Source organism: Brevibacterium casei CIP 102111 (genome assembly GCF_900169275.1).
Taxonomy (GTDB): Bacteria; Actinomycetota; Actinomycetes; order Actinomycetales; family Brevibacteriaceae; genus Brevibacterium; species Brevibacterium casei.
The window spans coordinates 61,578-88,433 of sequence record NZ_FXZC01000004.1; the positions used below are offsets into that span (position 1 = coordinate 61,578).

Genomic DNA, 26,856 nt, shown 5'->3' on the forward strand with positions numbered 1-26,856 from the left:
AACCATGACCACAGCGGCAACCCGACTCAAGGACAAGGTCTGCGTCATCACCGGCGGTGCCTCGGGCATCGGGCTGGCGAGCGCGAAGCGGCTCGCCGAAGAGGGCGCGAAGGTCGTCATCGCCGACCTCGACGAGGCTCGCGGCCAGGAGGTCGCCGAGGAACTCGGCGGGCTCTTCGTCCGCGTCAACGTCGCCGACGAGGAGGATGTGAAGAACCTCTTCGACACCACCGTCGAGCACTACGGCCGGGTCGACGTCGCGTTCAACAACGCCGGCATCAACCCCACCGAGGACAATTCGATCCTCACGACCGACCTCGCCGCGTGGCAGAAGGTCCAGACGGTCAACCTCACCTCGGTCTTCCTCTGCTGCAAGTACGCGCTCACCCACATGGTCAGGCAGGGGTCGGGATCGGTCATCAACACCGCATCGTTCGTCGCCCTCATGGGGGCCGCCACCTCGCAGATCTCCTACTCGGCCTCGAAGGGCGGGGTGCTCTCGATGAGCCGAGAACTCGGGGTCCAGTTCGCCAAGGACGGCATCCGCGTCAACGCCCTGTGTCCCGGACCGGTGAACACGCCGCTGCTCCAGGAGCTCTTCGCCGCCGACCCCGTGCAGGCTCAGCGCCGCCTCGTCCACGTGCCCAGCGGCCGCTTCGGTGAGCCCGAGGAGATCGCCGCGGCCGTGGCGTTTCTCGCCAGCGACGATTCGACGTTCGTCAACGCCTCCACGTTCACCGTCGACGGCGGCATCACCTCGGCGTACGTCACTGCGGAGTGAGGGCGGCGGCTGAGTTGGGGCGTGCGGGGCTCTCGGTCAAGCCGGAGCGCACTTTTCGGGCGTTCCTCGCATCGCAAAGTGCTCGCCGGCTTGACCGAGGAGAATGAGGCCATGGCAGACGTGAGGATTCTCGTCATCGAACACGAGAAAGGCACCGGTCCTGAACGCTTCGGGCAGTGGCTCGAGGAGGCCGGCGCCGAGGTGGTCGTCGTCCGTCCGTACCTCGGCGAGGCGATCCCGGCCCCCGGCGACTACGCTGCGCTCCTCGTCCTCGGCGGCGCCGCAGGTCCCCTCGAGGACACGGCGAATCCGTGGTTTCCGCAGGTGAGGGAGCTGCTGCAGCGCTCTGCTGGCGGTGAGTTCCCGAGCTTCAACGTCTGCCTCGGCGGGGAGCTGCTCGCCGCGGCCACGGACGCGCGGATCTCCCGGCGGGAGCGCCCGCAGATCGGGATCTACGATCTCCGCACCACCTCGGCGGGGGAGTCGGACCCGGTCTTCGCCGCACTCGCCGGACGGACGCTGCCCTCGGTGCTCTTCCATCAGGAGGAGATGAGCCTGCCGGAGGGTGCGGAACTCCTCGTCACCGGCTCGGACGCGCCTGTGCAGGGGTTCCGGGTCGGCGAGTTCGCGTGGGGGACGCAGTTCCACCCGGAGACCGACGCCGTGCAGATCGCCCGCTGGCTGTCCTCGGACTCGGTCCCGCTGCCCGAGGGGAAGACGGCCGAGTCGATCGTCGAGGAGGTCCGCGCCGCCGACGCGGAGCTCATCGCGTGGGGCCGCGAGCTCGCGCAGAGATTCGTCGAGTATCTGCGCAGGCGAGAGGGCCGAAACGGCGCTGGGGCGGATGACGTCAACCTGACAACGAGCTGAGCGCTTGTTAGGTTGATGCTGGGTGCCGGTCCCGGACCGATCCTCCGGACGAATCCCTCACTCGCACCCGTGCGCATGAATTCCATAACTGAACACCTGTCCCAGCTCTCGGCCGTCGAGGCCCCGACCGGCACACTCCAGGCCGCCGACACAGTGCAGGCCGCCGGAATCGACCAGGCGATCGAGTCCTTCCTCGGGCCGATCGCGCAGACCTTCAGCAGCATCGTCTTCTTCGAGCTGCGCATCGGCGACCTCGGCATCCCGCTCATCGTCGTCTGGCTCATGGCCGCCGCGGTCTTCCTCACGATCTACCTCCGCTTCCAGCCGGTCACAGGTCTGAAGTACTCGCTCGGCATCATCCGCGGACGCTTCACCCGCAAAACCGACCCCGGTCAGGTCTCGAGCTTCCAGGCGCTCGCCACCGAGCTCTCGGGCACCGTGGGCCTGGGCAACATCGCGGGTGTGGCCGTGGCGATCACGGTCGGCGGACCGGGCGCTGCGCTGTGGATCATCATCTTCGGCTTCTTCGCGATGACGGTGAAGATGGCCGAGGCGACGCTGGGTGTGAAGTACCGGCGCATCAACGACGACGGCACGGTCGCCGGCGGGCCGATGTACTACCTCCGCGACGGACTCGCCGAGATCGGAGGCCCGAAGCTCGGGAAGTTCTTAGCCGCGTTCTACGCCCTCACCGCGGTCATCGGCGTCATCGGTGCCGGCAACCTGTTCCAGGCGAACCAGGCGGCGTCGATCCTCGTCGGCGCCACCGGGGGCGAGGACAGCTTCCTCGCCGACAAGCTCTGGCTCATCGGCGTCGTCATCGCCGTCCTCACCGCGCTCGTCATCCTCGGCGGGATCCGGAAGATCGGGCAGTGGACGTCGAAGCTCCCGCCGATGATGGCGATCCTCTACTTCCTCTCCGTCATCGTCATCCTCATCGTCAACGCGGGCGCCATCCCCGGCGCGTTCGTCCTCATGGTCGAGGGCGCGTTCAGCCCCGACGGCATCGCCGGGGGCATCGTCGGCGTCGCGATCGTCGGCATTCAGCGGGCGCTGTTCTCCAACGCCGCGGGCATCGGCTCGGCCGCGATGGCCCATGCCGCGTCGAAGACGACGAAGCCGGCGACCGAGGGCTTCGTCGCGATGTGGGAGCCGCTCATCGACTCCGTCATCGTCTGCACGCTCACCGCGCTCGCGATCATCACCACCGGGCTCTACACGACGAGCACCGAGGACGGCATCGGGCTGACCGCCGAGGCATTCGGCACTGTGAGCAGCTGGTTCCCGATCCTGCTCACCGTCGCCGTCGTCCTCTTCGCGTTCTCGACGATCCTCGCCTACGGATACTACGGGCAGCAGGCCCTGGGCTACCTGACGGGGAACTCGAAGAAGGCGGACAAGGCGTACCAGATCTTCTGGATCCTCGCCGTCATCGTCGGCGCCTCGATGTCGCTCGAGTCGGTCATCGCCTTCTCGGATGCGATCTTCTTCCTCATGGCCCTTCCCAACCTGCTCGGCATCTACTTCCTCTGCCGCATCCTCCGCCTCGAGATCCTCCGGCTGCGGAAGAAGATCGACGTCGGGGTGGTCACCGAGATCAGCCCGCCGGAGCTCCAGGTGGGCATGGGCGACCATGAGCCCACGTCGGAGCAGGTCGCCGCCGCCGAGGCGGGACGCCGGCGCAAACGCGACCGGCTCCGCGAGGTGCGCAGCACGCTCAGGGAGAAGAAGCTCGCCCGCGCGAAGAAGGGCGAGTGAAGCGGCCGACCGGCTGTCCGGTCGGCCACCTCACTCCGCGGCTCAGGGCTTGACGATCTTCTGATCGGTGTTCGAGTAGCTGATCGAATCGGCCATCGAGCCGACGAGGCCCATCGTCACCCGCACCAGTCCCGGTTCGACGTCGTCGAGCGGGGGCGGGGTGTCGGTGCCGATGGTCAGCGACTTCCCGTCCTTCGTCGTCGCGGTGATCGACCCGATGTAGACGCTTACATCCCCCTTGAGCGTCATCTCGTCCGCCTTGGTCACGAGGCCCGGCTCACCGGGCGGGCGGACCGTGAGCGAGAAGCCGGTGATCGTGATCGAATCAGCGGTGATCTTCAGCGCCCGGATCGACCCGCCGTCCGCGGTGGGCACCGAGACGATCGAGACGCCGCTCAGCCCCGTGAACGAGAGCTTCTCCGAGCCCAGCGACGCCGGGGTCTTCGCGAAGATCGGCGCATCGTCGTCCTCCGTCGCCTCGACGGGTTCCGGCGACTCCGTCGGTGACGGGGACTCCGTGGGCTCCGGGGACTCTGTCGGCGACTCGGTCGGACCGGGTGACGGAGACTCGGTGGGCGACTCCGTCGGGGTGGGACCCACGCTCGGTCCCGGCTCGGCCGGATCCCCGCACGGGGACTGCGGACTGCACAGCGCCCCGGAACCGGGCCCCACCTCGGCGGCGGAGGCCCCCATCGACGTGAGCACCGTCGCGGGAACGGTGAGGGCGAGTGCCGAGAGAGCCAGCGCGGCGCTGCGGACGGGCGCCCTCATACGATGCCTTCCCGGCTCGCGGTCTCCGCGACGTCCCTCCGTTCGTCCCCCGATCCGACGGACTCTGCGCTCGATTCATCGCTCGGTTCGCGGGGGCCCATCCACGCGACGACGAGCACGGCGCCGATGCTCGCGAGCAGCATCCCGAGGATGAAGCCGCCGAGATTGACCCCGACGAGCGAGTAGACCGCGATGATGAGCGCGAGGATCCCGTAGAACACGTGGTGGACGGGCATCGCCATCGCGAGGGCGCCGAGGACGACGAGGGTGATCGGGATGATCGTCGCCTGGAGCCCCTCGATGCCGAGCTGGATGTGGAGATTGCCCGTGTCGAGCTGACCGGAGAAGAAGAGCTCGATCCCGCCGAGGATGACGAGGAGTCCGCCGATGAACGGCCGCTGTCGACGCCAGCGCCGGAAGCCTCCGGTCCGCTCCGTCCGGTGGCGACCGCGGCGTTACTGTGTGTTCGCTCGTCGTGTCTGTGCGCTCGCCATCAGAAGCACGTCTTCGATCCGTCGGTGAGCTCGAGCTTCATCCCCTTGAGGGTGAAGACTGACGCCTGAGTGCTCCACGCCGTCTGCTCGAGTCCCGAGATCGAGATGGTGTCCGAATCCTGGGCGAAGTCGCCCGCAGTGCCCTTGGCCTTGGTGTTGACGCCGGAGGCGTCGACGCCGATGCGGATGTTCGAGAACTCGGCGTCGCCCTTGAGTCCGGTCATCCCGATCTGCAGATCGCTCGCCGTCGCTGGTTCGTCGCCGCCGCCGGCGGTGATGAGCACTCCGGCCTTGCCGAGCGGCGTGTCGGTGACCGCGGATTGGCAGAGATCGCTGAGCTCGGCGCTCTTGATGTTCGCGATCGCGACCGTGTGCTTGCCGCCCTCGCTGTCCTCGGCGGTGCCGCCGTACTGGGAGAACCCCGTGCCCTCGAGCTGGGAGGCGCTGATCTGGAACTGGCTTCCCGACACCGAGAACGAGACCGGCACGGCACCCTGCGCGACACCTCCCATGAGACCGGCGGAGACGACGCCGGCGGGAATCGCGACGAGGGCGATCCGTCCGGCGTATGACGAGGTGAGCTTGCTGATGTGGCGGAACTTCGGGAACTTCATCGATCCTCTTCCCGACGCCGACGACTGCGTCGGCGCCTCAATATGTGACGTAAGTTACTACGGGGTGTTACTGGCGAGTATATCGATCGTCCTTTCAGACGCAACACCCCCTCCGAGGTCGTCGATGGGGGAGGTTTTCTTGCCCGCGGTGCGCCAAGAGGGGCTGCGGGATCGGGCGGCTCTGCGCACCGAGTCGTGCGGGCAGGTCGCGATCAATGCGGGTGGGGAACCGGGCCCCTCAGCGCTCGGGGTCGACTGCGCGGCGGCGCAGAGCGAAGGCGAGCGCCTGCTCGGCCGATTCGAGAAGTGCGGGGTCGCCGGAGAGTCGCATCGAGACCGCGATGCGGAAATCGTCGATCGCGTCGTCGACGCGACCAGCTGCCAGGAGCGCCTTTCCCCGGTGCTGTCGCATCGTGGCCTCCAGCGGGGTTCCGGCGGTCTCCGCGACGAGGCGATCGTAGACGTCCGCGGCCTCGCCGGGTGCGCCGAGTTCGCGCAGGCAGTCGGCTCTGAGCGCGCGGGTGCGCAGCGTTGGGGGATGGTCGTCGAGCATGCGCAGAGCTGCGGCAGGTTCATCGGACCACAGTCGCTCGAGGACCGGACACAACGGATCCTCGGCGAGTCCCGCCCGGAACGCCTGCAGGTCGACGATCGCCGGTCGCAGATCGCTGCCCCGCAGGATCCACCCCTGACCGCCGACGACGTTTGCGATCTCCGTCGGCGGCGCTTCGCTCTCAGGCGGTTGCTCTGCCATCTCCGACATCGCGTTCACCCCTCGAGGACGGACCAGTTCTCCCTGGTCAGGGTGACGGCGAGGTCGTGGTCGCCGGCGCGGATCGCGGCGAGGATCTCGATGTGCTGCTCCGGCGAGGCCGACCCCTTCTCCGAATCGAAGTGGAGGTATTCCGCACGGCGCAGCGTCGCGGTGACGACCTCGAGATGGTCGAGGATGAGCGGGTTGCCGCTGCGCGTGAGCGCCACCGCGTGGAAGTCGTCGTCGGCGGCGATGGCGGCCTCGCTGTCCGCGGCCTCGAGCGCGGCCTGGAGGCGTGCGTTCGCCTCATCCATCTCGGCGACGTCGTCGGCGTCGAGGTGCGGCAGTGCGAGCTTCATCCCCAGCGCATGGAGTTCGGCGGCGACCTGGCGGGCGTTGATGATCGCCGCAGGGTTCTCCGGGGCAACGCGGGTCATCTTCCCCGGCTCCGCGACGACGAGGCCGGCCTGGGCGAGGCGTTGCAGGGCCTCGCGCACCGGGGTGCGGGAGACCCGCAGCCACGACCCGAGCTCCTGATCGCGCAGCTGCTCTCCCGGTGCGAGCTGACCGCGGATGATGGCATCGCGTATCGACCGGTAGACGTCGTCGCGCAGCAGCGTCCGGTGCGGGATCGGTGACGCCTCGGGTATCGGCACGGCTGCTCTCCCTGTCTATGCGGTGACGGTTGGTCTGTACGGTGACAGCTGATCTGTGCGGTGACGGCTGGTTGGCCAGCCCCTGTGAATCCTGACATGTGGGATGGTCGGTTGCTCCTCATTGTAGCGACGCTCGGAATGCAATATATTGCATATCGTGAGGTGGGTCTCAACGACGAGGCCCATCCACCACTGCCCGTGACCCGACCGCCCGTGACCTGACCGACAGCGACACAGTCCCATCACCGCCCCCAGAGACGAGGACGCCATGGCCATCACCGACTTCGAGCGCTACCCCCTGACCTTCGGCCCGAGCCCCGTGCACGAGCTGCGCCGACTGAGCGACCACCTCGGCGGGGCGACGATCTGGGCGAAGCGCGAAGACGTCAACTCGGGTCTCGCGTTCGGCGGGAACAAGACCCGCAAACTCGAGTACATCGTCCCCGACATCCTCGCCTCGGGCGCGGACACCCTCGTCTCGATCGGCGGCTACCAGTCCAACCACACCCGCCAGGTCGCCGCCGTCGCCGCGCACCTCGGACTGAAGTCCCGCCTCGTCCAGGAGCGCTGGGTCGACTGGGACGACGCGGTCAACGACCGGGTCGGCAACATCGAGATCTCACGGATCATCGGCGCCGACGTCCGCCTCGACGACTCCGGTTTCGACATCGGCATCCGCTCGAGCTGGGAGGACGCGATCGCCGAGGTGGAGGCCGCCGGCGGCACCCCGTACCCGATCCCGGCCGGGGCCTCCGAGCATCCCCTCGGCGGACTCGGGTTCGCGAACTGGGCGTACGAGGTCGCCGGACAGGAGGCCGAGCTCGGGGTCTTCTTCGACACCATCGTCGTCTGCACGGTCACCGGATCGACGCACGCCGGCATGATCGCCGGCTTCGCCGCCCTCGAAGCCGCCGGGGGCCGGCCCCGGACGATCATCGGCATCGACGCCTCGGCGACGCTGGACAAGACCCGCGAGCAGGTCACGCGGATCGCGAACCGCACCGCCGACCTCATCGGGCTCGGCCGCGAGATCACGCCCGCCGAGGTCGACATCCGCTCCGGCTGGCAGGGACCCGCCTACGGCATCCCCGACGAGACGACGGTCGCCGCGATCCGCACGACCGCCGAACTCGAAGGCGTCATCCTCGACCCCGTCTACGAGGGCAAGTCGATGGCCGGACTCATCGACCTCGTCGGGGACGGGACGATCGGCGCGGATTCGACCGTCCTCTACGCCCACCTCGGCGGACAGCTCGCCCTCAACGCGTACAGCTCGATCTTCTCCGAGACTCCGACCCCCGCCACGACCCGCTGATCCCCCTTCTCGAAAGGCACACGACCATGGCCGCGAACGACCAGCAGAGCACCGTGAACACGCCGAGCACCGACCAGCGCGACGCCGACGAACTCCACCAGTTCGAGACGTCGATGCAGGTCAGCCCGCCCGGCACGAACGACAGGCCGCTGACCGCCTCGGCGTCGGGAGAGGACGAGGTCCTCGACGAGATCGCCCAGCGCGTGCTCTGGCTCGCCACCTCGATCATCGACCGCGCCAACCGCGGGCGGGCCAACAGCGACGGCGTCAAGGTCGGCGGACATCAGGCGTCCTCGGCGTCGATGGCCGGCATCATGACCGCACTGTGGTTCACGACGCTGCGCTCTGTCGACCGCGTCTCCGTCAAACCGCACGCCTCCCCGGTCCTCCACGCGATCAACTACCTCCTCGGCGACCTCGACGTCTCCTACCTCGACACCCTGCGCTCCCGCGGCGGCCTCCAGCCGTACCCCTCGCGGACGAAGGACCCCGACACCGTCGACTTCTCGACGGGATCCGTCGGCATCGGCGCGACCGCCCCGATCTGGGCGGCCCTGGCCCACCGGTACGTCTCCGACCGCTTCCCCGACACCCCCTCAGCCGGTCGTTTCTACTCCCTCCTCGGCGACGCGGAGATGGACGAAGGCGCGGTGTGGGAGGCGATCATCGACCCGGAAGTCCGCGCGCTCGGCGAAGTCACGTGGATCGTCGATCTCAACCGCCAGTCCCTCGACCGGGTCATCCCCGACGTCCAGATCCAGCGCCTCCAGGGCATGTTCGCCGCTGCCGGCTGGCAGGTGCTCACGTGTCAGTGGGGGCGCAGGCTCGAGACCGTCTTCGCCGGTGAGGGAGGTGAGGCGCTGCGGCAGCGGCTCGTCTCGATGCCCAACCCCGAGTACCAGCGTCTCCTGCGTGCCCATCCCACCGAAGTCCACGACCGTCTGCTCGCCGGCCTCGCCGAGGCGGACGCCGCCTCCCTGCGCACCGTCACCGACCGCTTCGCCCCCGACGACCTCGCCTCCCTCATCCGCGACCTCGGCGGCCACGACCTCGGCCAGCTCGTCGACACGTTCGACCAGATCGATGACACGCGTCCGACCGTCATCTTCGCCTACACGATCAAGGGTCGTGGCCTCGCGACCGAAGGCCACCCCGGCAACCACGCCGCGCAGCTCACCGAAGACCAGATGCGCGACCTCGCCGCCGCCTCGGGGATGGACCTCGAGAACCCATGGCAGACCTTCGACGCGGACACCCCGGCCGGTCGGCTCTGCGCGGAGACCGCCGAGCGCCTGCGCCGGGAGCCGATCACCACCCATGCCGTCGCCGAGGTGCCCGCGGAGCTCGGGTTCACCCCGAAGGCCGTCGTCTCGACGCAGGCCGCCCTCGGCCGGTTCCTCGCCGATCTCAAGAACGTCGCCCCCGAGGTCGCCCGCCGCGTCGTCACCGTCTCACCCGACGTCGCGACGTCGACCAACCTCGGCGGATGGATCAACAAGACCGGCGTGTGGTCACCGGCCGGACGCGAGGACTGGTTCTCCGACGACCGGGAGCGGGTGCTCAAGTGGCACGAGGACTCGAGCGGCCAGCACATCGAGATGGGCATCGCCGAGATCAACCTCGTCTCCCTCGCCGGTGAGCTCGGCACCACCGGGCAGCGGTGGGGTCAGCCGCTGCTGCCGATCGCGACGATCTACGATCCGTTCATCAACCGCGCACTCGAACCGTGGACGTTCGGGCTCTACGCGGGCGGACGCTCGATCATGGTCGGCACTCCTTCGGGTGTGACCCTCGCCCCCGAAGGCGGCGCGCACCAGTCGTTCAACACTCCGTCGGTCACCCTCGAGATCCCGAAGCTCACCAGCTGGGAGCCGGCGTTCGCGCAGGACCTCGAATGGACGCTGCTCGAAGCGCTGCGCGACCTCGCCGATCCCGACGGCGACTCCGCGTACTTCCGCCTGACGACCCGGCCGGTGGCCCAGGAGCGTGCCGCCGTCCCCACCGATCCGCTCCTGCGGGAGCGCCGCAGGCAGCAGGTCATCGCCGGCGGCTACCGGCTGAGCGACCATCCGGCGAGTGAGGACGCAGTGACGCTCGTCGGCGTCGGGGCGATGATGACCGAGGTCCTCGACGCCGCAGAAAGGCTCGAGAGTCTTGGCATCCGCGCCGGTGTCGTGTGCCTGACCTCGCCGTCGAAGATCTTCCGGGCCATCCAGGAGCGGACCCGGGTGAGTCCGAGCCCGCGCTCAGCCATCGCCGACGAGCTCTTCCCCGCCGCGCACCCGGCACCGCTCGTCACCGTCCTCGACGGTCACCCGCACACGCTGTCGTTCCTCGCCGGCATCCGCGGAGACCGGACGCGCAACCTCGGCGTCAGCGACTTCGGGCAGGCCTCCTCGGTCTCCGAGGCCCACGAGATCCACGGCATCGACACGGTCTCGATCGTCTCGAATGCCCTCGACCTGCTCGGGAGGTGAGCGTCACCGGCGCCGAGGTGGGTCCCCCGCCTCGGCGGGTGCGGACCCCTGGTTCGGCAGGTGCGGGGGTCCTCGAACCGGCCTGCCGAAACCGTGACAGCCGTAGTCCTCACCTACGGAATCCGTCGATTGATGCGCGGAATCCGCACAACCTCGGCGGGGGCATCGGGAGGCTCGGAGTGCTGATGATACCCCCAGGTTCCGGCACTTGTTGCTCAGGTCACGTGTTGATAGCGTGAGAGTCAGGCATACGCGATCCGTCGATTCGGGCGGCGTCGCAGTAGGCAACCGCTTCCCTGGAATCACCCAGGGTGCCATGAGTCAAAGGAGTCTGGAATGAGCAGTTCAGTCAGCGCCGCGACCGGCTACCGGGTCGAGAACCCGGCCACGGGCGAGATCGTCGAGCGGTTCGACACCGCCACCGACGAGCAGATCGGTCAGGTCATCGACGAAGCTCAGGCTGCTTACCTGAAGTGGCGTGAGAAGAGCATCGAGGATCGTGCCGCGATCGTCAACAAGGTCGCAGCCCTCTTCGGTGAGCGCAAGGAAGAGCTCGCGAAGATCATCGCCGAGGAGATGGGCAAGCCCATCCCCGAGGGCATCGAGGAAGCCGAGTTCTGCGAGGCGATCTTCAACTACTACGCCGACAACGGACCCGAGTTCTCCAAGGACGAGGAGATCAAGTCCTTCTCCGGCGGCAAGGCCTACATCCAGCGCCGTCCCGTCGGCGTGATTCTTGGCATCATGCCGTGGAACTTCCCGTACTACCAGGTGGCCCGCTTCGCCGCGCCGAACCTCGTGCTCGGCAACACGATCATCCTCAAGCACGCTGAGATCTGCCCGCGTTCGGCGGCCGCGATCCAGCAGATCATGGATGACGCCGGTGTGCCCAAGGGCGTGTACAACAACGTCTACGCCTCGCACGACCAGATCGAGACGATCATCGCCGATCGCCGCGTCCAAGGTGTCTCGCTCACCGGCTCCGAGCGTGCCGGGTCGATCGTCGGCGCACTCGCCGGCAAGTACCTCAAGAAGGCCGTGCTCGAGCTCGGCGGATCCGATCCGTACATCATCCTCGACACCGACAACCTCGACGAGGCCGTCGACACCGCATGGGGCACCCGCCTGTACAACACCGGCCAGGTCTGCAACGCGAACAAGCGCATGATCGTCATGGACGACATCTACGACGACTTCGTCGCCGGGATCACCGAGCGCGCGAAGTCCTCGGAGAAGTCGAACCCGTCCGAGCCCGTCGAAGGCGGATACTCGCCCCTGTCCTCGCGGTCTGCCGCGGAGAACCTCCGCAAGCAGCTCGAGCGCGCGGTCGAGCAGGGCGCCACCCTCGTCGGCGGCGAACTCGCCGACGACGGTTCGGCCTACATCACCCCGGCCGTGCTCACCGGCGTGACTTCGGACATGGATGCGTTCCGCGAGGAGCTCTTCGGACCCGTGGCCACGGTCTACAAGGTCTCGAGCGACGACGAGGCCCTCGAACTCGCCAACGACACGGACTTCGGCCTCGGCGGTGCCGTGTTCTCGAAGGACGAGGCGCGTGCGGCGAAGATCGCCCAGCAGCTCGACGTCGGCATGTCGAACGTCAACACCCCTGCCGGTGAGGGCGCGGAGATCCCGTTCGGCGGCACGAAGCGCTCGGGCTTCGGCCGCGAGCTCGGCCCCTACGGCATGGACGAGTTCGTCAACAAGCGCATGTACTACGTCGCCGAGTGACACCCTGACCGGGGTGCGCCGCTGAGCAGTGCTTGTCGCTGACTCAGACGGCGGGGCACGGTCGGTCGGTTGCACGTTCGGTTGCACGTGAGCGGGCGTCGCGTCCGGTGCGGGAGAGTCCTCCCGGGCTGGGTGCGGCGCCCGCTTCGCGTGCCCGGGCTCGTCTCACGGGCGCGCCCGGTGGCCCCGCGCACGCCACTGCGCCCCCTGCCGTGCCCCCTGCCGCGCCCCCGAGGAGGATCCGGTTCGATTTTGGTGCCAGATTCGAACCGGATCCTCCTCGGGAAGCGCAGCGCCGGCGTCCGACGCACCGACGTGCGACGGCTGCGGTGACGACCACCTCGGCGGGGATCATGTTCAGCCACTGCGCAACCTTCGCCGTCTAGACTGCGGAGTATGACGGAAGAGTGGACATCGCGGTGGCACATCACCGGGAAGAACGAGGTCATCCGGCAGTGGTCGCACGAGGACGGTCAGCAGGCGTATCGCCGCTACCAGACGACCAGCCGACCCTCACTGCAGAACCTCATCACCCTCGATGAGCACATCGGACGCTTCGACAGCCTGTGGAGCCGGATGTCGATCGTCTTCGTCGCACTCGGAGTGCTCGCGACCCTTGGGGTCGTCCTCGGCCTCTTCGGCCTCCCGATGTACGGAGTCGCGAACTCGGTGTCCCTGACCGTCGGGATCACCTCGGTGGCGATCATCGTCCTCATCCCCATCGTCGCGATCTTCATCATGCGGCGCCTGCGCACCGAGGTCACCCGCCTCTACGCCGAGGCCGGCATCCCCGACGCGACGGGCACCGTCATCCCCGTCGCCGAGGGCGAAGTCCTCGTCGCCCGCTCCGGCATCGAGACGAGCGAACCGGTCGCCGCCAAGGCTCCCTGATGCCCATCACCGAGGCGGTCCTCGAGACCGCCCGGACCCACCCCGACCGACCCGCGATCGTCGGTGAGGATGCCCGCCTCAGCTACGCCGGGCTCGTCGCCGACTCCCGCAGCCTCGCCGCCGCCGTAGACGCCCTCCACCGCGCTCAGTCGCACCCGCCGCGCCCGGCCCCGGAGACTGCGGGCATCCCGATCACCGCGGTGAGCCTCGCCTCGGCGTTCACGACCGCCCGCATCGTCGCCGGGCTCGCCGGCTTCCGCGCCGTCTCGGCGACGATCGACCCTCGATGGCCGCTGAACCACCAGGTAGGCGTCATCACCGCGACCGGCATCGGGCTCGTCATCAGCGATTCCCCGTCCCTCGCCGAGGCGCTCGCCGGCTCCGGCTGGACCGGCACCGTCGTCACCGCCGCCGAACTCGCCGCCGAGCAGGAGCGCCGCTGCGACCGTGCTCATGCCCTGGGTCCCGATCTCCCGTCGCCGTCCGTCCGCGGCCCCGACGAGGCGTTCCTCATGCTCTTCTCCTCCGGCACGACGAGCGACCCCAAGGCGTTCCTCAAGACCCGCGAGCAGTACCGCGCCAACGTCGCCGTCTCCTCGGCGCACCTCGAACCCCTGCCCGGCGTCGTCACGCTCGCCCCCGGCCCCGTCTCCTACAGCCTCACCCTCTATGCCGTCATCGAGAGCCTCGCGACCGGCGGGACGATCCACGTCGCCGACGAGTTCGCACCGCTTCCCCTCGGACGCCGCATCGCCGAGGAGTCCGTCACCCGGATCGTCGCCGTTCCCGCTGTCGTCGCGGCCCTCGCCGAGGCGGCCGACCGTGATCCCGACCGCTTCGTAGGTCTCGACCTCGTCGTCACCGGGGGAGCGAACCTCCCCGCAGCCATCCGCGACCGCCTCGCCGAGGTGCTCCTGGACACCCGGCTCATCAGCTACTACGGTGCCGCGGAGATCGGATTCATCGGCGACAGCCGGGACGGCGACGGGACGTGGATCGAGATCTACCCGACGATCGCCGCAGAGATCCGCGACGAGACCGGCGACCCCGTGCCCGAGGGCGAGCTCGGCACCCTGTGGATCCTCGCCGCCGCATGCTCCGACGGCTACCTCGCAGGCACGACCGACGCCGTCCTGCGCGGACCCGACGGCTGGGCGAGCGTCGACGACCAGGGTCGCATGGTCGACGGTCGCCTCCAGCTCGCCGGACGCGCCGGCGACATCGCCGTCACCGGCGGACACAAGGTCGCCCTCCCCGAGGTCGAACGGGCCTTCGCGACCCTGCCGCGCCTCGGCGAGGCTGTCGCGATCGCTCTGCCCGACTCCACGCTCGGCAGCCTCCTCGCCCTCGTCGTCGAAGACGCGGGTGTCGTCGACGACGGCGACACCGGCGCCGACAAGCTCGGCGCCGGGGACCACGGTCCCGAGCACCCCGACAAGTCGGCCCTGCTCGCCCACGCCCGGTCACATCTCGCACCGCAGTTCGTCCCGCGTCGGTTCTACGCACTGCCCCGGCTGCCGCGGACCGTCGGCGGGAAGATCCGACGCACCGAGACCGTTGACCTCATCGTGAGCGGAGAGGGAACGAGACTGTGAACCGCGTCGTCATCACCGGCATAGGTGCGATCACCCCGAGCGGGCTCGACGCCGGCGCACTGTGGGAATCGGTGCGCGAAGGACGCAGCGCCATCGACGTCCTCGACGGGGAGCAGTTCGCCGACCTCGCCGTACGCATCGGCGGCCGGATCAGGGACTTCGACGCCGAGGCGGTCTTACCCCGAGCGCTCGCCCGCAGGCTCAGCCCCGTCCAGCATTGGGCGATCGCCGCCGCCGACGAAGCCCTCACCCAGGCGGGCATCCCCACCCCGTCCGAGGACCTGCCGTGGGAACGCCGCCGAGTCGCCGTCATCGCCGCCACGGGATCGGGTCCTGTCGACGCAATGCAGGAGGCCACCCGCGCCCTCGAGACATCGGGGCCGCGCGGGGTCCCGCTCACCCTCGCCATCCACGGCGCCCCCGACTCCGCGGCCGCGCTCATCAGCCAGCGACACGACCTCCGGGGTCCCGCACAGGGAGTCTCGGCCACATGCGCGTCCGGGGCGATCGGCCTCGGCGAGGGGCTGCGCCGCATCCGCCACGGCTACGCCGAGGCCGTGCTCGTCGTCGGCATGGAGGACTGCCTCGGGCCGGTCAACCTCGCCTCGAACGCGAATATGCGGGCACTCGCCGCAGGCTTCGAGGACGACCCCACCGCCGCGAGCCGACCCTTCGACACCGCCCGGAACGGCTTCGTCATGAGCCAGGGCGCCGGGGCGATCCTCCTCGAATCCGCCGACTCCGCCGCCGCGCGAGGCGCCGAGGTGATGGCCGAACTCGCCGGGTTCGGTGCCGCGAGCGACGCCCACCACCCGACGAACCCGCATCCCGAGGGCAGGGGTGCCGCCGCTGCCGTGCGCGAGGCCCTCGCCGACGCCGGCCTCGACCCCGCCGACATCGACCACATCAACGCCCACGCCACCGGCACCCCGGCCGGCGACAGGGCGGAACTCGCCGCCTTCGAGTCAGCCCTCGGACAGGCGGCCCACCGGATCCCGATGAGCGCGACGAAGTCGAGCACCGGCCACCTCCTCGGCGCCTCCGGGATCGTCGAGGCGATCATCGCGGTGATGACCCTGCGCGACCTGATCCTGCCGCCGACGCTCAACCTCGAGACCCCCGAGTTCCCCGACTGGGACATCGTCGCAGGCCGGGCCCGGAAGATCGCTGACGGCAGAATCAACAGCGTCCTCTCGACGTCGTTCGGCTTCGGCGGGCACAACGGCGCGATCATCCTGCGGAACCCCGAGCGGCCGGCTCGGCAGCGCCCCGTGAGCACAGAGCACCCCACAGAGGAGAATCGATGAGCGACCGTGAGACCCGCATCGCCGAACTCGGCGATCGGTACCTTCCCGACGATGCGCTCGAGCGCTTCCGCGAGCGCGCGGCCGTCTACGACCGGGAGAACACGTTCTTCGACGAGGACCTCGAGGAGCTGCGCGCCCTCGGCTACCTCACGCTCTTCGTCCCCGAATCCCACGGCGGTCCCGGGCTCAGTCTTTTCGAGGTCGCCCGCCTCCAGCAGCGCCTCGCCGCGGCGGCCCCGGCGACGGCACTGGCGGTCAATATGCACCTCATGACCACGGGTGTGGCCACAGCGCTCGCCGACCGCGGGGATGACTCCCTGACCTGGGTCTTCGACGAGACCATGGCCGGGGAGATCTTCGCCTTCGGCATCTCGGAGCCCGGCAACGACTGGGTCCTCCAAGGCTCGACCACCGAGGCGGTGCCGACACCCGACGGCGGATACGAGCTCACCGGCGTGAAGATCTTCACCTCGCTCTCCCCGGTGTGGACTCGGCTCATCGTCCACGGTGCGATCACCCCGGACGACGACGGGATCGCCGGCCCCGACGCGGACGCCCCCGCCGAAGGGGAGCTCGTCTACGGCTTCATCGACCGCAGGGCCCCGGGGATCACGGTCTCCGACCAGTGGGACGTCCTCGGGATGCGGGCCTCACAATCGCGGGCGACGATCCTCGACCACGTGCCGATGCGCCCCGACCGCGTCTCCCGCATCATCCCGGCCGGCCGTCACCCGGACCTCCTCACCTTCGCGATCACGAGCAACTTCCAGCTCCTCATCGCCGCCGTCTACGCCGGGGTCGCCGCCCGCGCCCTCGAGATCGGGGCGGCGGCGCTGAAGAAGCGGAGGTCGGCGAAGGCGGGAACGTCCTTCGCCGAGGTGCCCGAGACCCGTGCCCGGCTCGCCGACGCCCACCTCGACTACCAGGCCGTGCCCGCGATGATCGACGCGTACGCCCGGGACTTCGACGACCTCGTCGACCACGGTGCAGGGTGGCCGCTGCGTCTCGTGGCCGCCCGGATCACGGCCGCCGAGGTGGCCCGCTCGGCGGCGGAGATCGCCTTGATGAGCACCGGCGGCAGCGGCTTCGACAACGCGCATGAGGCCTCCCGCCTCTACCGGGATGCGACCGCGGGTCTCTTCCACCCGCCGAGCGCCGATGCCGCGCGCCCGATGTACGCAGCCGCTCTCCTCGACGACTGAGGCATCCTCGACATCTGAGGCCTCCTCGATCTCCAGGTCGACCGCCGACGTCGATCCTCTCTGGCAGCCCTCTGTGCACTTCCGATGTGTCCGCGGAAACATATTGACGTATAAACATACGTGCATACGATGGAACTATGGACACGGCAGCACGCAAGGACGGGACACCGACGACCACTCGATCGAAGGATGACGGACACGGTCACGGTCGCCTCGGCGGGCCCGCCTGGGAACTCGGGTTCGCGATCACCTCCGGTGTCACGTACATCGCCGGGGCGATCTTCGAGTACTTCGTCCCCGGGGCACCTCTGACGCAGATCGCCATCCCCCTCTTCCTCGCCACGTACTTCTTCGGCGGGTTCTTCACCTTCGCGACCGCGATCAACTCCGTGCGACACGGCCGGTTCGAGGTCGACTTCCTCATGCTCGTCGCCGCGATCGGTGCCGCAAGCGTCGGTCGCTTCGCCGAGGGCGCCGTCCTCCTCTTCCTCTTCTCGCTCGGGCATGCGCTCGAGGAGTATGCGATGGGCCGAGCGAAGAAGTCGATCGAAGCGCTCGCCGAACTGGCCCCGGCCACAGCGCTGGTCCGCGTCGGCGACGACGTCGTCGAGCGGCCCACAGAGGACCTCGTGATCGGCGATGTCGTCGTCGTCCGACCTCATGCCCGGATCCCCGCGGACGGCTTCGTCGCCGTCGGCACTTCGGCCGTCGACCAGGCGGCGATCACCGGTGAGAGCATTCCCGCCGAGAAGTCGCCGGTCGCCGACCCCGGCGACGCCCTCGACAACCCGGGTCGGATCGACACGGCCTCGCGGGTCTTCGCCGGCACCGTCAACGGCTCGGGCTCCCTCGACATCGTCGTCCTCGCTGTGGCCGCCGATTCGACGCTCTCCCACGTCGTCACGATGGTCCGCGAGGCCGACGACACGAAGAGCGCGACCCAGCGATTCATCGACCGGTTCCAGCGCTGGTACGTGCCCGCGGTCATCGCGCTCGTCGTCGCCGTCCTCGCCTTCGGGTGGCTCTTCCTCGACGAATCGTTCGCCGACAGCTTCTACCGGGCGATGCTCGTCCTCGTCGCCGCGAGCCCTTGTGCGCTCGCGATCGCCACTCCCGCCGCCGTGCTCTCGGGTGTCGCCCGGGCGGCCCGCGCGGGCCTGCTCATCAAGGGCGGCGGACCGCTGGAGACGCTCGGCAAGGTGCGCTCGATCGCCTTCGACAAGACCGGCACCCTGACGTGGGGTCTGCCCCGGCTCACCGACATCCGACCCGCCGAGGGCGTCGACGCCGCCGAACTCTCCCGCGTCGCGCTCGCCCTCGAATCCTCCGTCGACCACCCCCTGGCCACGGCGATCGTCGCCGGCCTCGAACCCCGGATTCCGGCCGCGGATCGCCTCGAGGCCGGCGACGTCGAATCGGTCACGGGACAGGGTGTGACCGCAATGATCGCGGGCGAACCGGCGGAACTCGGCAGCCTGCGGATGTTCGCCGGCGACCTCACCCCGGAGATCGACGGTCTCGTCACTCAGCTGCAGGACGAGGGACGGACGATCATGGTCGTGCGGTGGGGCGGACGGTTCCTCGGCGCCCTCGGCGTCATGGACGCCCCCCGATCCGAGGCGAAGGCCGTCATCAGCTCACTGCGGACCTCCGGCGTCGACGAGCTCGTGATGATCTCCGGGGACAACCAGCGCGTCGCGGATGCGATCGGCTCCGAGGTCGGTGTCGACACCGCCGCCGGCGACCTCATGCCCGAGGACAAGGTGTCGACGATCCGCCGCCTCGCCTCGCAGGGCGACACCGCGATGGTCGGCGACGGCGTCAACGACGCACCGGCGATGGCCAACGCCTCGGTGGGCGTGGCCATGGGCGCGGCGAGCTCCGCGGTGGCGCTCGAGACCGCCGACGTGGCGCTGATGAGCGACGACATCGGCAAGGTCCCGTTCCTCATCCGGCTCAGCCGGGCCTCCTCGGCGATCATCCGGCAGAACCTCATCGCCTCCCTCGTCATCGTCGCCTTCCTCGTTCCCGCAAGCCTGCTCGGCCTGCAGATGGGGCCGGTCGTCTTCATCCATGAGGGTTCGACCTTCCTCGTCGTGCTCAATGCACTGCGGCTGCTGCGCTTCGGCAACGGCGACGAGCACTCGGGCATCGCTCACGAGGCCAGGCCCGAGTAGACCGGCTCTCCCCTCGAAGCCGGCCGATCCCCGGTTCGGTCCGCGCACAGCCCGACAGCTGTGCGCGGACCGAACGCTGTGCGGGAAGGACGCCCGGCGCGAATCGAGGACGCGCAGTGTCGATTTCTCGTTCGGGAATCGACACCGCGCGTCCTCAACGCGCGTCCGGGGTGGGTGCTCAGACCTCCGGGAGGAGGGAGATCGGGTTCTCGATGCAGTCGGCGACGAAGGTGAGGAACTCGCTCGGCTCCGCACCGTCGCATGCGCGATGGTCGAAGACGAAGCTCAGGTACATCACCTTGCGGACGGTGAGCTCGCCGTCGACGACCCACGGCCGGTCCTTGATCCGGCCGAGGCCGAGCATGGCGACCTCGGGCAGGTTGATGATCGGTGCCGACCCGTCGACGCCGAACACCCCGTAATTGTTGAGCGTGAACGTGCCGCCGGAGAGCTCCGAGGCCGCGAACTTGCCGGTCGACGCCTTGCCGACGGTGTCGACGATCGAGTCGCGCAGCTGCCGCAGATTCATCTCGCCGGCTCCGTGGACGACGGGAACCATGAGCCCGCGCGGGGTCTGCGCGGCGAGCCCGAGGTTGATGTCGCCGTGGGTGACGATCTCGTTCGCCGCCGTGTCGATCGACGAGTTGAGGATCGGGTACTGCTTGAGCCCGGCGATGACGAACCGCGCGACGAGTGCGAGCAGCGAGTACTTCTCACCCGTGCGCGCCTCGAGGGCCTTCTTCGTCCGCAGCAGCTCGGTGGCGTCGACGTCGAGCCAGATCGTCGCCTCGGGAATCTCATTCCGCGACTGCGTGAGCCTCTCCGACACGACCTTCCGCAGACCCGTGATCGGAGTCCGGGTGTCACGGTCGGTGCTTTCGACCGTCGAAGCCGTCGCCGAGGCGGCCGGCTGTCCGGCGGTGCTGCTGGTGAGGTCGGTGGTCGTGCCGGTCTCGATCGCCGCGAGGACATCGGCCCTCGTCACGACTCCGCCGGGACCCGTGCCCGTGAGGTGCTTCGCGCTCAGCCCATGCTCCTGGGCGAGGCGGCGCACGATCGGCGAGGTGACCGGCGAGGTTGTGGGCGACGACGGTGCTGCCGGTGCAGCGGGCTGGGCGGCTGCGGATGCGGACTGTGCCGGGGCGGCCTTCGCCGCCGCCGGCTGTGTCGCTGTCGGCTGGGCGGGCGTCGTAGCCGTTTCCGGGGCAGTCGCCGCAGCGCTGATGTTTCCAGCATTGCTGGTCTCAGCACTGCTGCCGCTCCCGGCACTGCGCTTGCCGCCGAACGTCCGCTTCTTGCCCGAGCGGGCCTTGGGCTCCGAAGCGCCGTAGCCGATGAGGTTCGCACCGCCGCCTTCGACGCCGACGGGATCCTCAGCATCATCGGCGGCCGGCGGCTCGGTCGGATCCTCCTCGGCGCCGGTGCCTGCAACGGCAGCCGCGTCACCCGGGTCGGCGGGCGAACCTCCGGCCTCAGCCCCCGCCTCGGCGACGGAGAGCAGAGCCTGCCCGGCCTCGACCGTGTCTCCGGCCTCGGCATGGAGGGCGACGACCGTGCCCGCGAAGGGGCAGGGGAGTTCGACGACGCTCTTGGCCGACTCGACCTCGACGACCATCTGGTCGACGTGGACGGTGTCGCCGACGGCGACCTTCCAGCTGATGAGCTCCGCCTCGGTGAGGCCCTCTCCCAGGTCAGGGAGGATGAAGTCGCGGGCACCCGCGCTCGTCACGGCACTCATCACAGATCCCAATCCCACGATTCGAGGGCGTCGAGAACGCGTTCGGCGGTCGGCAAGTAGTACTCCTCGAGCTTGGGGGACGGGTAGGGGACGTCGAAGCCGGTGACCCGGAGGATCGGGGCGGCGAGGTAGGTGAAGTTGCGTTCGGTGACCCGAGCGGCCACCTCGGCGCCGTATCCGCCGAATTGGGCGGCCTCGTGGATGACGGCGGCGCGGCCGGTCTTGCGGACCGAGGCGGACACGGTCTCATCGTCGAACGGGGAGAGTGTGCGCAGGTCGATGACCTCGATGGACAGGCCGTGCTCGGCTCCCGCCTCGGCGGCCTCGAGGGCCGTGCGCACGGTCGGACCGTACGCGAGGAGGGTGGCGTCGGTGCCCTCGCGGATCACCTCGGCGCGGTTCATCGGGGCCGTGGTCACCGGGAGGCTGAGCTTGTCCTTCATCCAGTACCGGGACTTCGGCTCCATGAAGATCACGGGATCGTCGGAGGCGATCGACTCGCGCAGCAGCGAGTAGGCATCGGCCGGGTTCGACGGGGTGACGACGGTCAGCCCCGGCGTCGACGTCCAGTACGCCTCGGAGGAGTCCGAATGGTGTTCGACGCCGCCGATGTCGCCGGCGTAGGGGATGCGGATGGTGATGGGCAGGCTGATGCGGCCCTTCGTCCGGTTCCGCATCTTCGCGATGTGGGAGACGATCTGCTCGAACGCGGGGTAGGCGTACGCGTCGAACTGCATCTCGATGACCGGGCGCATGCCCGCCATCGCCATGCCGATCGCGGTTCCGGCGATGCCGGACTCGGCGAGCGGGGAGTCCCAGACGCGCTCGGGTCCGAACTCCTTCCGCAGGCCTTCGGTGACGCGGAAGACCCCGCCGAGGCGGCCGACGTCCTCGCCGTAGACGACGACGTTCTCGTCCTCGGCCAGGGAATCGCGCAGGGCCTGGTTGAGCGCCTTCGTCATCGTCACCGAGGTCGGTGCCGGAGTCGTGTCCTCGGTCGTCGGTGCGTCCGTCGTCGCGGTCATGCGCGGGCACCTGCGAGTTCGGCTTCACACTGGGCCTGCTGCTCGCGCAGTGCGGGGCGCGGGTTCGCGTAGACGTAGGCGAAGAGCTCGGTCGGGTCGATCTCGGCCTCGGTGTTCATCGCGTCGCGCACCGATGCGGCGAGGGTCTCAGCCTCGTCGGCGACTGTCGCCACGGCCTCGTCGTCGAGGACTCCGCGGGCGCGGAGGAACGCCTCGAGGCGCGTGATCGGGTCGAACTGCTTCCAATGCTCGACCTCCTCGGAGTCGCGGTACTTCGTCGGATCGTCGGAGTTCGTGTGCGACTCCATCCGGTAGGTGAGGCACTCGATGAGGGTCGGGCCGTCGCCTTCGCGTCCGCGCTCGAGGGCCGCAGAGACGGCGGCGAAGACCGCGGCGACGTCGTTGCCGTCGACGCGGATGCCCGGCATCCCGTAGCCGGCCGCGCGGTCGGCGAGCATCGTCGCATTCGACTGCTCGCGCAGCGGGGTCGAGATCGCGTACTGGTTGTTCTGGAGGACGAAGACGGTCGGGGTCTGCCACACCGAGGCGAAGTTGAAGGCCTCGTGGGTGTCGCCCTCGCTGCTCGCGCCGTCGCCGAGGAAGGTGAGCGTGCACGCCTCCCGGCCCTTGAGCTTCGACGCCATCGCGAAACCGGCGGCGTGGAGGGTCTGGGTGGCCAGCGGTGTCGCCGCTGGTGAGGTGTGGTACTCCTGCGGGTCGAAGCCACAGTGCCAGTCGCCGCGGAAGGCCGCGAGGATCTCTCCGACGGGCACACCGCGGGTGAGCAGCGCGGCCGAGTCGCGGTAGGTGGGGAAGAGCCAGTCGCCCGGTGCGAGCGCGGTCGTCGCCCCCACCTCGCACGCCTCCTGTCCGGCGGCGGACGGGTACGTGGCCAGGCGTCCCTGCCTGGTCAGGTGGGTCACCTGGGCCTCGAAGCGGCGCACGAGGACCATCTGCCGGTAGAGGCCGGCCAGCGTCCGGTCGCTCGGGATCTCGAGGCCGTCGGTGTCGGTGTCGGTGGGCTGTCCGTCGGGGCCGATGAAGCTGATGGGCTGCAGCTGCGGCAGCGAGCGGCCGGTGGTGGGAACGTCGATGGTCATACCCTCATGATGACGTGAGCCGCATCACCGATCCAGGCTCTGAGATCGGTCACGGACGGGGGTGCCGATCGTGTCGGCAAAGGTGGACGTTGTGAGCGATCGGAGGCGGTCTCGGTGGACGTTTGGCACCGGGGTTTCGAGGGTGCGGGAGGGGCTCTCGGGCGCCGCTCAGATCTCGCCCCAGCGGTAACCTCGAGCGGTGAACGCCGCGGCGACCCGGTCCTTCTTCCCTTCGACACTGCCATGGAACGCCTGATGCCCGCCGGCGGTGAGGATCGTCAGCTTGCCGCCGTCGAAGTAGGCGGTCGAGAACGACTCCCGCGAGATCCGCACCGGATGGCCGTTGCGTGTGTCCACCGTGATCGCGTCGTCGTCGATGCGCAGCCGCGGCACCGAGGCGGAGATGACGAGGGCGGCGACGGCCCCGAGCACGGCGCCGACGAACGGCCGGGCGATGACCACCCACTGCTCGTCGAATCCGCTGAGCTTCTCGATGGCATCGCCGAAGGGGATGGGGAAGCGTGCCGCGACGGAACCGAGCGCGGGGAGGAAGAAGCCGAGCGCGATGCCTGCCGCCACGCAGACGAGACCGATGATGACGGCGTCCGATCGTTTGAGCTCGAAGACCTCCGATTCGCCGCGGACGTGTCCGGAGTCGGCGTCTGGCGTGGTGGGCATCGTTCCTCCCTGGTCTGGGTCTGCGTTCTGGGCGCGGTCCGAGCGCGTCAGCTCGCGTACTGGAACATAAGTGTACCAAAGTGGAACAATGATGTTCCACTAGGGAAGGGTGGGGGAATGGCCGGTTGATGGTGCAGGCGGAGGGTCGACGCCGGACGGAGTCGATCCGCGCGCGGTGATCGGCGAGGATGGGAAGGCGCGCATGAGTGCGAACGACGACGGAAGGTGCATATGGCCAAGGGAATGGGGCGGCTGGGCAGGACGGCCCTCATCGACGGGGCGCTGCCGCTGCTCGCGGCCGATTCGACCGCGTCGATGGCCGACCTCGCCGATGGTCTCGGTGTCGGACGGACTACCCTGTATCGGCACTTCGGGGATCGCGAGGCGATGATCGCCGAGGTGGCCCGCCTCGGTGCGCGGATGTTCGGGGACGCGTTCCTCAGCGCCCGTCCCGAGGTCGGAACCGGGCTCGATGCCGTCGAGCGGATCTGCACCCAGCTCTTCACCGTCCCCGACGTGCTCACCCTCCTCTTCGCGGACAACCCGATCATCACCGACGACACCTTCGCCGAGGTGGCACGCGAACGGGTCGAAGCGGAGCGCGAACGGGCCATGGCGGAGCGTGAACGTGCCGTGGCGGAGCGCGAGCGCAGTGACCGCGCCGAGGCGTCGCCGGGCCCCTCGGGTGCGGAGAGCGACGGCGCCGCAGACGGCCTCGGTCCCGGGGGTGCGACGACCGAGTCCGACGACGACCAGCTTGAGGCGGTCATCGCGCGCGGCCAGGCCGACGGGTCGATCACGGCTGACGTGCCCGTCGGGTGGGCGGCGATGTACGTCTTCCTCACCATCGGCTCCGGGCATCTGTTCTCCGTCAGCGCCGGGATCGCCGATCGCGATGCCCGTGCTCAGGCGCTCGCCCTGACGATTCGTGCGGTCCGGCGCACACTCGAGGCGCCGGGCACCTGAGTCGCCCTGACATCATGCGCCGCCTCGAGAGCGCCCCTCGGGAGCGCCCCTCGCCGCGGGAGTCCCCCGCCGCCAGCGGCTTCGCTGCGATCGGGCGATCGCGGGCGACCGGGATGCAGGTTTCGGCGGGGCCTCCCCGCGAGTCTCAGCGGGGGATTGTGCTCGCCGAATCCTTAGGTTAGGCTGACCTATGAGATATAGGGCACGTTCCTGTTGCCTAAGGCAGTTGACACACCTGCTTGGAGTTGCGGGCCCGATGTCTCACTGTTTCATTCGCCAGGAACCCTCGGAGCCGACGATATGCGCCGCGTTTCCCGACCGATGCAGATGTTGCCGATTCACTGCGCCAGGCGGAGGCGACGGTGGTCGCTCCGAGGGTTTCAGCGCGCTTCAGCCCTGTGCTCCGGGTCTGTGCCCGTCGGCCTCGTCGAGGATGAGCAGCGACCGCGACGATGTGACGCCGGGGACCTCGTGGATCCTGCGGAGGATGACCTGGGAGAGCGCCGTGTTGTCAGGCGCATTGACGGTGACGAGAGCGTCGATGTCACCGCTGACGGCCTGGACCTTCTCGACGAACGGCAGCGCGGCGAGATCGTCGCGCACTTCGGGCCACGGCCGATCGCCGATCCTCACGACGACCACCGCGGTCACGGTCATGCCGAGCGCACTGCGGTCCACCTCGGCGGTGAAGCCCTTGATCGCCCCGGATTCGATGAGCGCAGTGAAGCGTTTGTGGGCGGCTGACCGGGAGATATGGACACGTTCGGCGAGCTGGCGGACGCTCAGGCGCGAGTTCTCGACGAGGGCGGCGACGATGCTGCGGTCGATGTCGTCGAGGTCGAAGGACACGGGGATCTCCTTGGTGCGGGTCGGTGCCCCCATTCTAGGTCGGACGGGGTGCGATCACGGTCGGCCGCCTCGGCGGGGATGCGAGCACCGGGGATTCGACCTACACTTAAGTAAACGTTCGTTAAGTATCATGGCCGCTGTGACCGATCGGACGCCCCGGTGACGCCGATGTGTCCTCCACCACGTAGCATGGGGCGGAGGAACGGTGGGGTCGAGCCGCGACCCCACTGACGGACGGCTGTTTCCCGACTGTAGATTATGGTCGGAGACGACTCGCAGCAGGCCTGACTGCTCGACGGCGGACCTGCGTCATTGATAAGGAGCCACGTTGAAGATCGCTGTGTTGGTCAAAGAGGTCCCGGACACGTACGGGGATCGCAAGCTCGATCTCGAGACCGGTCTGGCGGATCGTGCCGCCTCCGAGGCCGTGCTCGACGAGATCGGCGAACGCGCACTCGAAGTCGCCCTGTCCTATGCCGACAGCCACGACGGCACCGAGATCACCGTCGTCTCGATGGCGCCCTCGGGTGCCACGGCGACGATCCGCAAGGGCCTGGCGATGGGAGCCGGCGACGCCGTGCACATCGCGGATGAGGAACTCCTCGGCGCCGACCTCGGCCTCACCGCCGAAGTCCTCGCCGCAGCCGTGCGCCGAGGCGGCTACGACCTCGTCATCACCGGCAACATCTCCACCGACGGCAATGCCGGCATGCTGCCGGCGATGCTCGCCGAGCATCTCGATCTGCCGCATCTGACGAACCTCTCGGCCGTCGAGATCGCCGACGGCTCCGTCTCGGGCACCCGCGCCGTCGACGGCGGCCAGCAGCAGGTGACCGCCGAGCTGCCCGCCGTCATCTCGATCACCGAGGCGCTGCCCGAGGCCCGGTTCCCCAACTTCAAGGGCATCATGGCCGCGAAGAAGAAGCCGTTCGAGGTCATCGGTCTGGCCGACCTCGACGTCGATGCCGCCGATCAGTCGACGGCGCGCTCGATCATGGTCTCCGTCGCCGAGAAGCCCCCGCGCGAAGCCGGTGAGAAGGTCGTCGACGAAGGCAACGGCGGCGTCGAACTCGCCGAATTCCTCATCAAGAACCGTCTGGCCTAAGG

At 69.1% G+C, this 26,856-nt stretch carries 23 protein-coding genes; 13 read left to right on the forward strand and 10 right to left on the reverse strand.

From position 1 onward, the window contains the following. Window positions 1–4: 4 nt before the first annotated feature. The 3 genes from BC102111_RS10140 to BC102111_RS10150 all read left to right on the forward strand — a co-directional run bounded on the left by BC102111_RS10140 (window position 5) and on the right by BC102111_RS10150 (window position 3,409). Window positions 5–781, forward strand: a complete 777-nt coding sequence (locus tag BC102111_RS10140) for a 3-oxoacyl-ACP reductase (protein WP_101624244.1) — start codon at window positions 5–7, stop codon at window positions 779–781. A 111-nt stretch (window positions 782–892) separates the two neighbouring features. Further along, window positions 893–1,651 carry a type 1 glutamine amidotransferase gene (locus BC102111_RS10145; protein WP_009379763.1) on the forward strand — a complete coding sequence of 253 codons (759 nt, stop codon included), beginning with the start codon at window positions 893–895 and terminating at the stop codon, window positions 1,649–1,651. 75 nt (window positions 1,652–1,726) lie between these two features. Further along, entirely contained in the window at window positions 1,727–3,409 is a 1,683-nt protein-coding gene (locus tag BC102111_RS10150; RefSeq protein WP_232252530.1) for an alanine/glycine:cation symporter family protein, read from the forward strand. A 42-nt stretch (window positions 3,410–3,451) separates the two neighbouring features. On the opposite strand, the gene BC102111_RS10155 is transcribed toward BC102111_RS10150, so the two are convergent. The 5 genes from BC102111_RS10155 to BC102111_RS10175 form a co-directional block, all read right to left on the reverse strand. After that, complete coding sequence (locus BC102111_RS10155; protein ID WP_063248758.1) at window positions 3,452–4,180, reverse strand: hypothetical protein; 729 nt, start codon at window positions 4,178–4,180, stop codon at window positions 3,452–3,454. Next, window positions 4,177–4,569 carry a DUF6114 domain-containing protein gene (locus BC102111_RS17880; protein ID WP_219618474.1) on the reverse strand — a complete coding sequence of 131 codons (393 nt, stop codon included), beginning with the start codon at window positions 4,567–4,569 and terminating at the stop codon, window positions 4,177–4,179. The genes BC102111_RS10155 and BC102111_RS17880 overlap by 4 nt, the downstream gene beginning before the upstream one ends. Before the next feature lie 104 nt (window positions 4,570–4,673). Next, entirely contained in the window at window positions 4,674–5,288 is a 615-nt protein-coding gene (locus tag BC102111_RS10165; RefSeq protein ID WP_101624246.1) for a DUF6230 family protein, read from the reverse strand. Window positions 5,289–5,526: 238 nt separating this feature from the next. Continuing rightward, window positions 5,527–6,042, reverse strand: coding sequence for a tetratricopeptide repeat protein (locus BC102111_RS10170; protein ID WP_232252531.1), 516 nt, complete (start codon window positions 6,040–6,042; stop codon window positions 5,527–5,529). A gap of 14 nt (window positions 6,043–6,056) precedes the next feature. Next, window positions 6,057–6,698, reverse strand: coding sequence for a GntR family transcriptional regulator (locus BC102111_RS10175; RefSeq protein WP_095376603.1), 642 nt, complete (start codon window positions 6,696–6,698; stop codon window positions 6,057–6,059). A 268-nt stretch (window positions 6,699–6,966) separates the two neighbouring features. Here BC102111_RS10175 and BC102111_RS10180 point away from each other — a divergent pair, with 268 nt between their 5' ends. The 8 genes from BC102111_RS10180 to BC102111_RS10215 all read left to right on the forward strand — a co-directional run bounded on the left by BC102111_RS10180 (window position 6,967) and on the right by BC102111_RS10215 (window position 19,393). Next, a complete protein-coding gene (locus BC102111_RS10180; protein WP_095376602.1) occupies window positions 6,967–8,013 on the forward strand; it encodes a 1-aminocyclopropane-1-carboxylate deaminase in 1,047 nt (348 codons plus the stop codon). Window positions 8,014–8,039: 26 nt separating this feature from the next. Beyond that, the gene (locus BC102111_RS10185) at window positions 8,040–10,490 is read left to right on the forward strand and encodes a thiamine pyrophosphate-binding protein (protein WP_095376601.1); all 2,451 of its coding nucleotides are present in this window, start codon (window positions 8,040–8,042) and stop codon (window positions 10,488–10,490) included. Between the two features lie 336 nt (window positions 10,491–10,826). Then, complete coding sequence (locus BC102111_RS10190) at window positions 10,827–12,221, forward strand: NAD-dependent succinate-semialdehyde dehydrogenase (protein ID WP_095376600.1); 1,395 nt, start codon at window positions 10,827–10,829, stop codon at window positions 12,219–12,221. 396 nt (window positions 12,222–12,617) lie between these two features. Further along, a complete protein-coding gene (locus tag BC102111_RS10195) occupies window positions 12,618–13,112 on the forward strand; it encodes a monovalent cation/H(+) antiporter subunit G (protein WP_095376599.1) in 495 nt (164 codons plus the stop codon). After that, the gene (locus BC102111_RS10200; protein WP_101624247.1) at window positions 13,112–14,707 is read left to right on the forward strand and encodes a class I adenylate-forming enzyme family protein; all 1,596 of its coding nucleotides are present in this window, start codon (window positions 13,112–13,114) and stop codon (window positions 14,705–14,707) included. Before BC102111_RS10195 ends, BC102111_RS10200 begins: the two co-directional genes overlap by 1 nt. Continuing rightward, window positions 14,704–16,014: a beta-ketoacyl-[acyl-carrier-protein] synthase family protein gene (locus BC102111_RS10205; RefSeq protein ID WP_101624248.1), complete on the forward strand. Its 1,311-nt coding sequence runs from the start codon at window positions 14,704–14,706 to the stop codon at window positions 16,012–16,014. The genes BC102111_RS10200 and BC102111_RS10205 overlap by 4 nt, the downstream gene beginning before the upstream one ends. Continuing rightward, window positions 16,011–17,216 (forward strand): acyl-CoA dehydrogenase family protein, encoded by a 1,206-nt coding sequence (locus tag BC102111_RS10210; RefSeq protein ID WP_101624249.1) that lies wholly within the window; start codon window positions 16,011–16,013, stop codon window positions 17,214–17,216. Before BC102111_RS10205 ends, BC102111_RS10210 begins: the two co-directional genes overlap by 4 nt. Window positions 17,217–17,353: 137 nt before the next feature. Then, entirely contained in the window at window positions 17,354–19,393 is a 2,040-nt protein-coding gene (locus BC102111_RS10215) for a heavy metal translocating P-type ATPase (RefSeq protein WP_101624250.1), read from the forward strand. Between the two features lie 178 nt (window positions 19,394–19,571). Here BC102111_RS10215 and BC102111_RS10220 read toward each other — a convergent pair whose 3' ends face one another. The 4 genes from BC102111_RS10220 to BC102111_RS10235 all read right to left on the reverse strand — a co-directional run bounded on the left by BC102111_RS10220 (window position 19,572) and on the right by BC102111_RS10235 (window position 23,934). Beyond that, window positions 19,572–21,131 (reverse strand): dihydrolipoamide acetyltransferase family protein, encoded by a 1,560-nt coding sequence (locus BC102111_RS10220; RefSeq protein WP_101624251.1) that lies wholly within the window; start codon window positions 21,129–21,131, stop codon window positions 19,572–19,574. Continuing rightward, window positions 21,131–22,156, reverse strand: a complete 1,026-nt coding sequence (locus BC102111_RS10225) for an alpha-ketoacid dehydrogenase subunit beta (RefSeq protein WP_095376595.1) — start codon at window positions 22,154–22,156, stop codon at window positions 21,131–21,133. The genes BC102111_RS10220 and BC102111_RS10225 overlap by 1 nt, the downstream gene beginning before the upstream one ends. Next, the gene (gene pdhA / locus BC102111_RS10230) at window positions 22,153–23,256 is read right to left on the reverse strand and encodes a pyruvate dehydrogenase (acetyl-transferring) E1 component subunit alpha (RefSeq protein ID WP_101624252.1); all 1,104 of its coding nucleotides are present in this window, start codon (window positions 23,254–23,256) and stop codon (window positions 22,153–22,155) included. Before pdhA ends, BC102111_RS10225 begins: the two co-directional genes overlap by 4 nt. Window positions 23,257–23,424: 168 nt before the next feature. Then, window positions 23,425–23,934, reverse strand: coding sequence for a YqeB family protein (locus BC102111_RS10235; protein WP_009379724.1), 510 nt, complete (start codon window positions 23,932–23,934; stop codon window positions 23,425–23,427). A 231-nt stretch (window positions 23,935–24,165) separates the two neighbouring features. On the opposite strand from BC102111_RS10235, the gene BC102111_RS10240 reads away from it, so the two are divergent. After that, complete coding sequence (locus BC102111_RS10240) at window positions 24,166–24,900, forward strand: TetR/AcrR family transcriptional regulator (RefSeq protein WP_101624253.1); 735 nt, start codon at window positions 24,166–24,168, stop codon at window positions 24,898–24,900. Between the two features lie 390 nt (window positions 24,901–25,290). Here the strand turns inward: BC102111_RS10240 and BC102111_RS10245 are convergent, their stop codons facing one another. Then, window positions 25,291–25,749, reverse strand: coding sequence for an Lrp/AsnC family transcriptional regulator (locus BC102111_RS10245; RefSeq protein ID WP_101624254.1), 459 nt, complete (start codon window positions 25,747–25,749; stop codon window positions 25,291–25,293). A gap of 328 nt (window positions 25,750–26,077) precedes the next feature. Here BC102111_RS10245 and BC102111_RS10250 point away from each other — a divergent pair, with 328 nt between their 5' ends. Further along, on the forward strand, window positions 26,078–26,854 hold the full coding sequence (locus tag BC102111_RS10250) for an electron transfer flavoprotein subunit beta/FixA family protein (RefSeq protein WP_009379718.1): 777 nt from the start codon (window positions 26,078–26,080) through the stop codon (window positions 26,852–26,854). The last annotated feature ends 2 nt before the right edge of the window (window positions 26,855–26,856 follow it).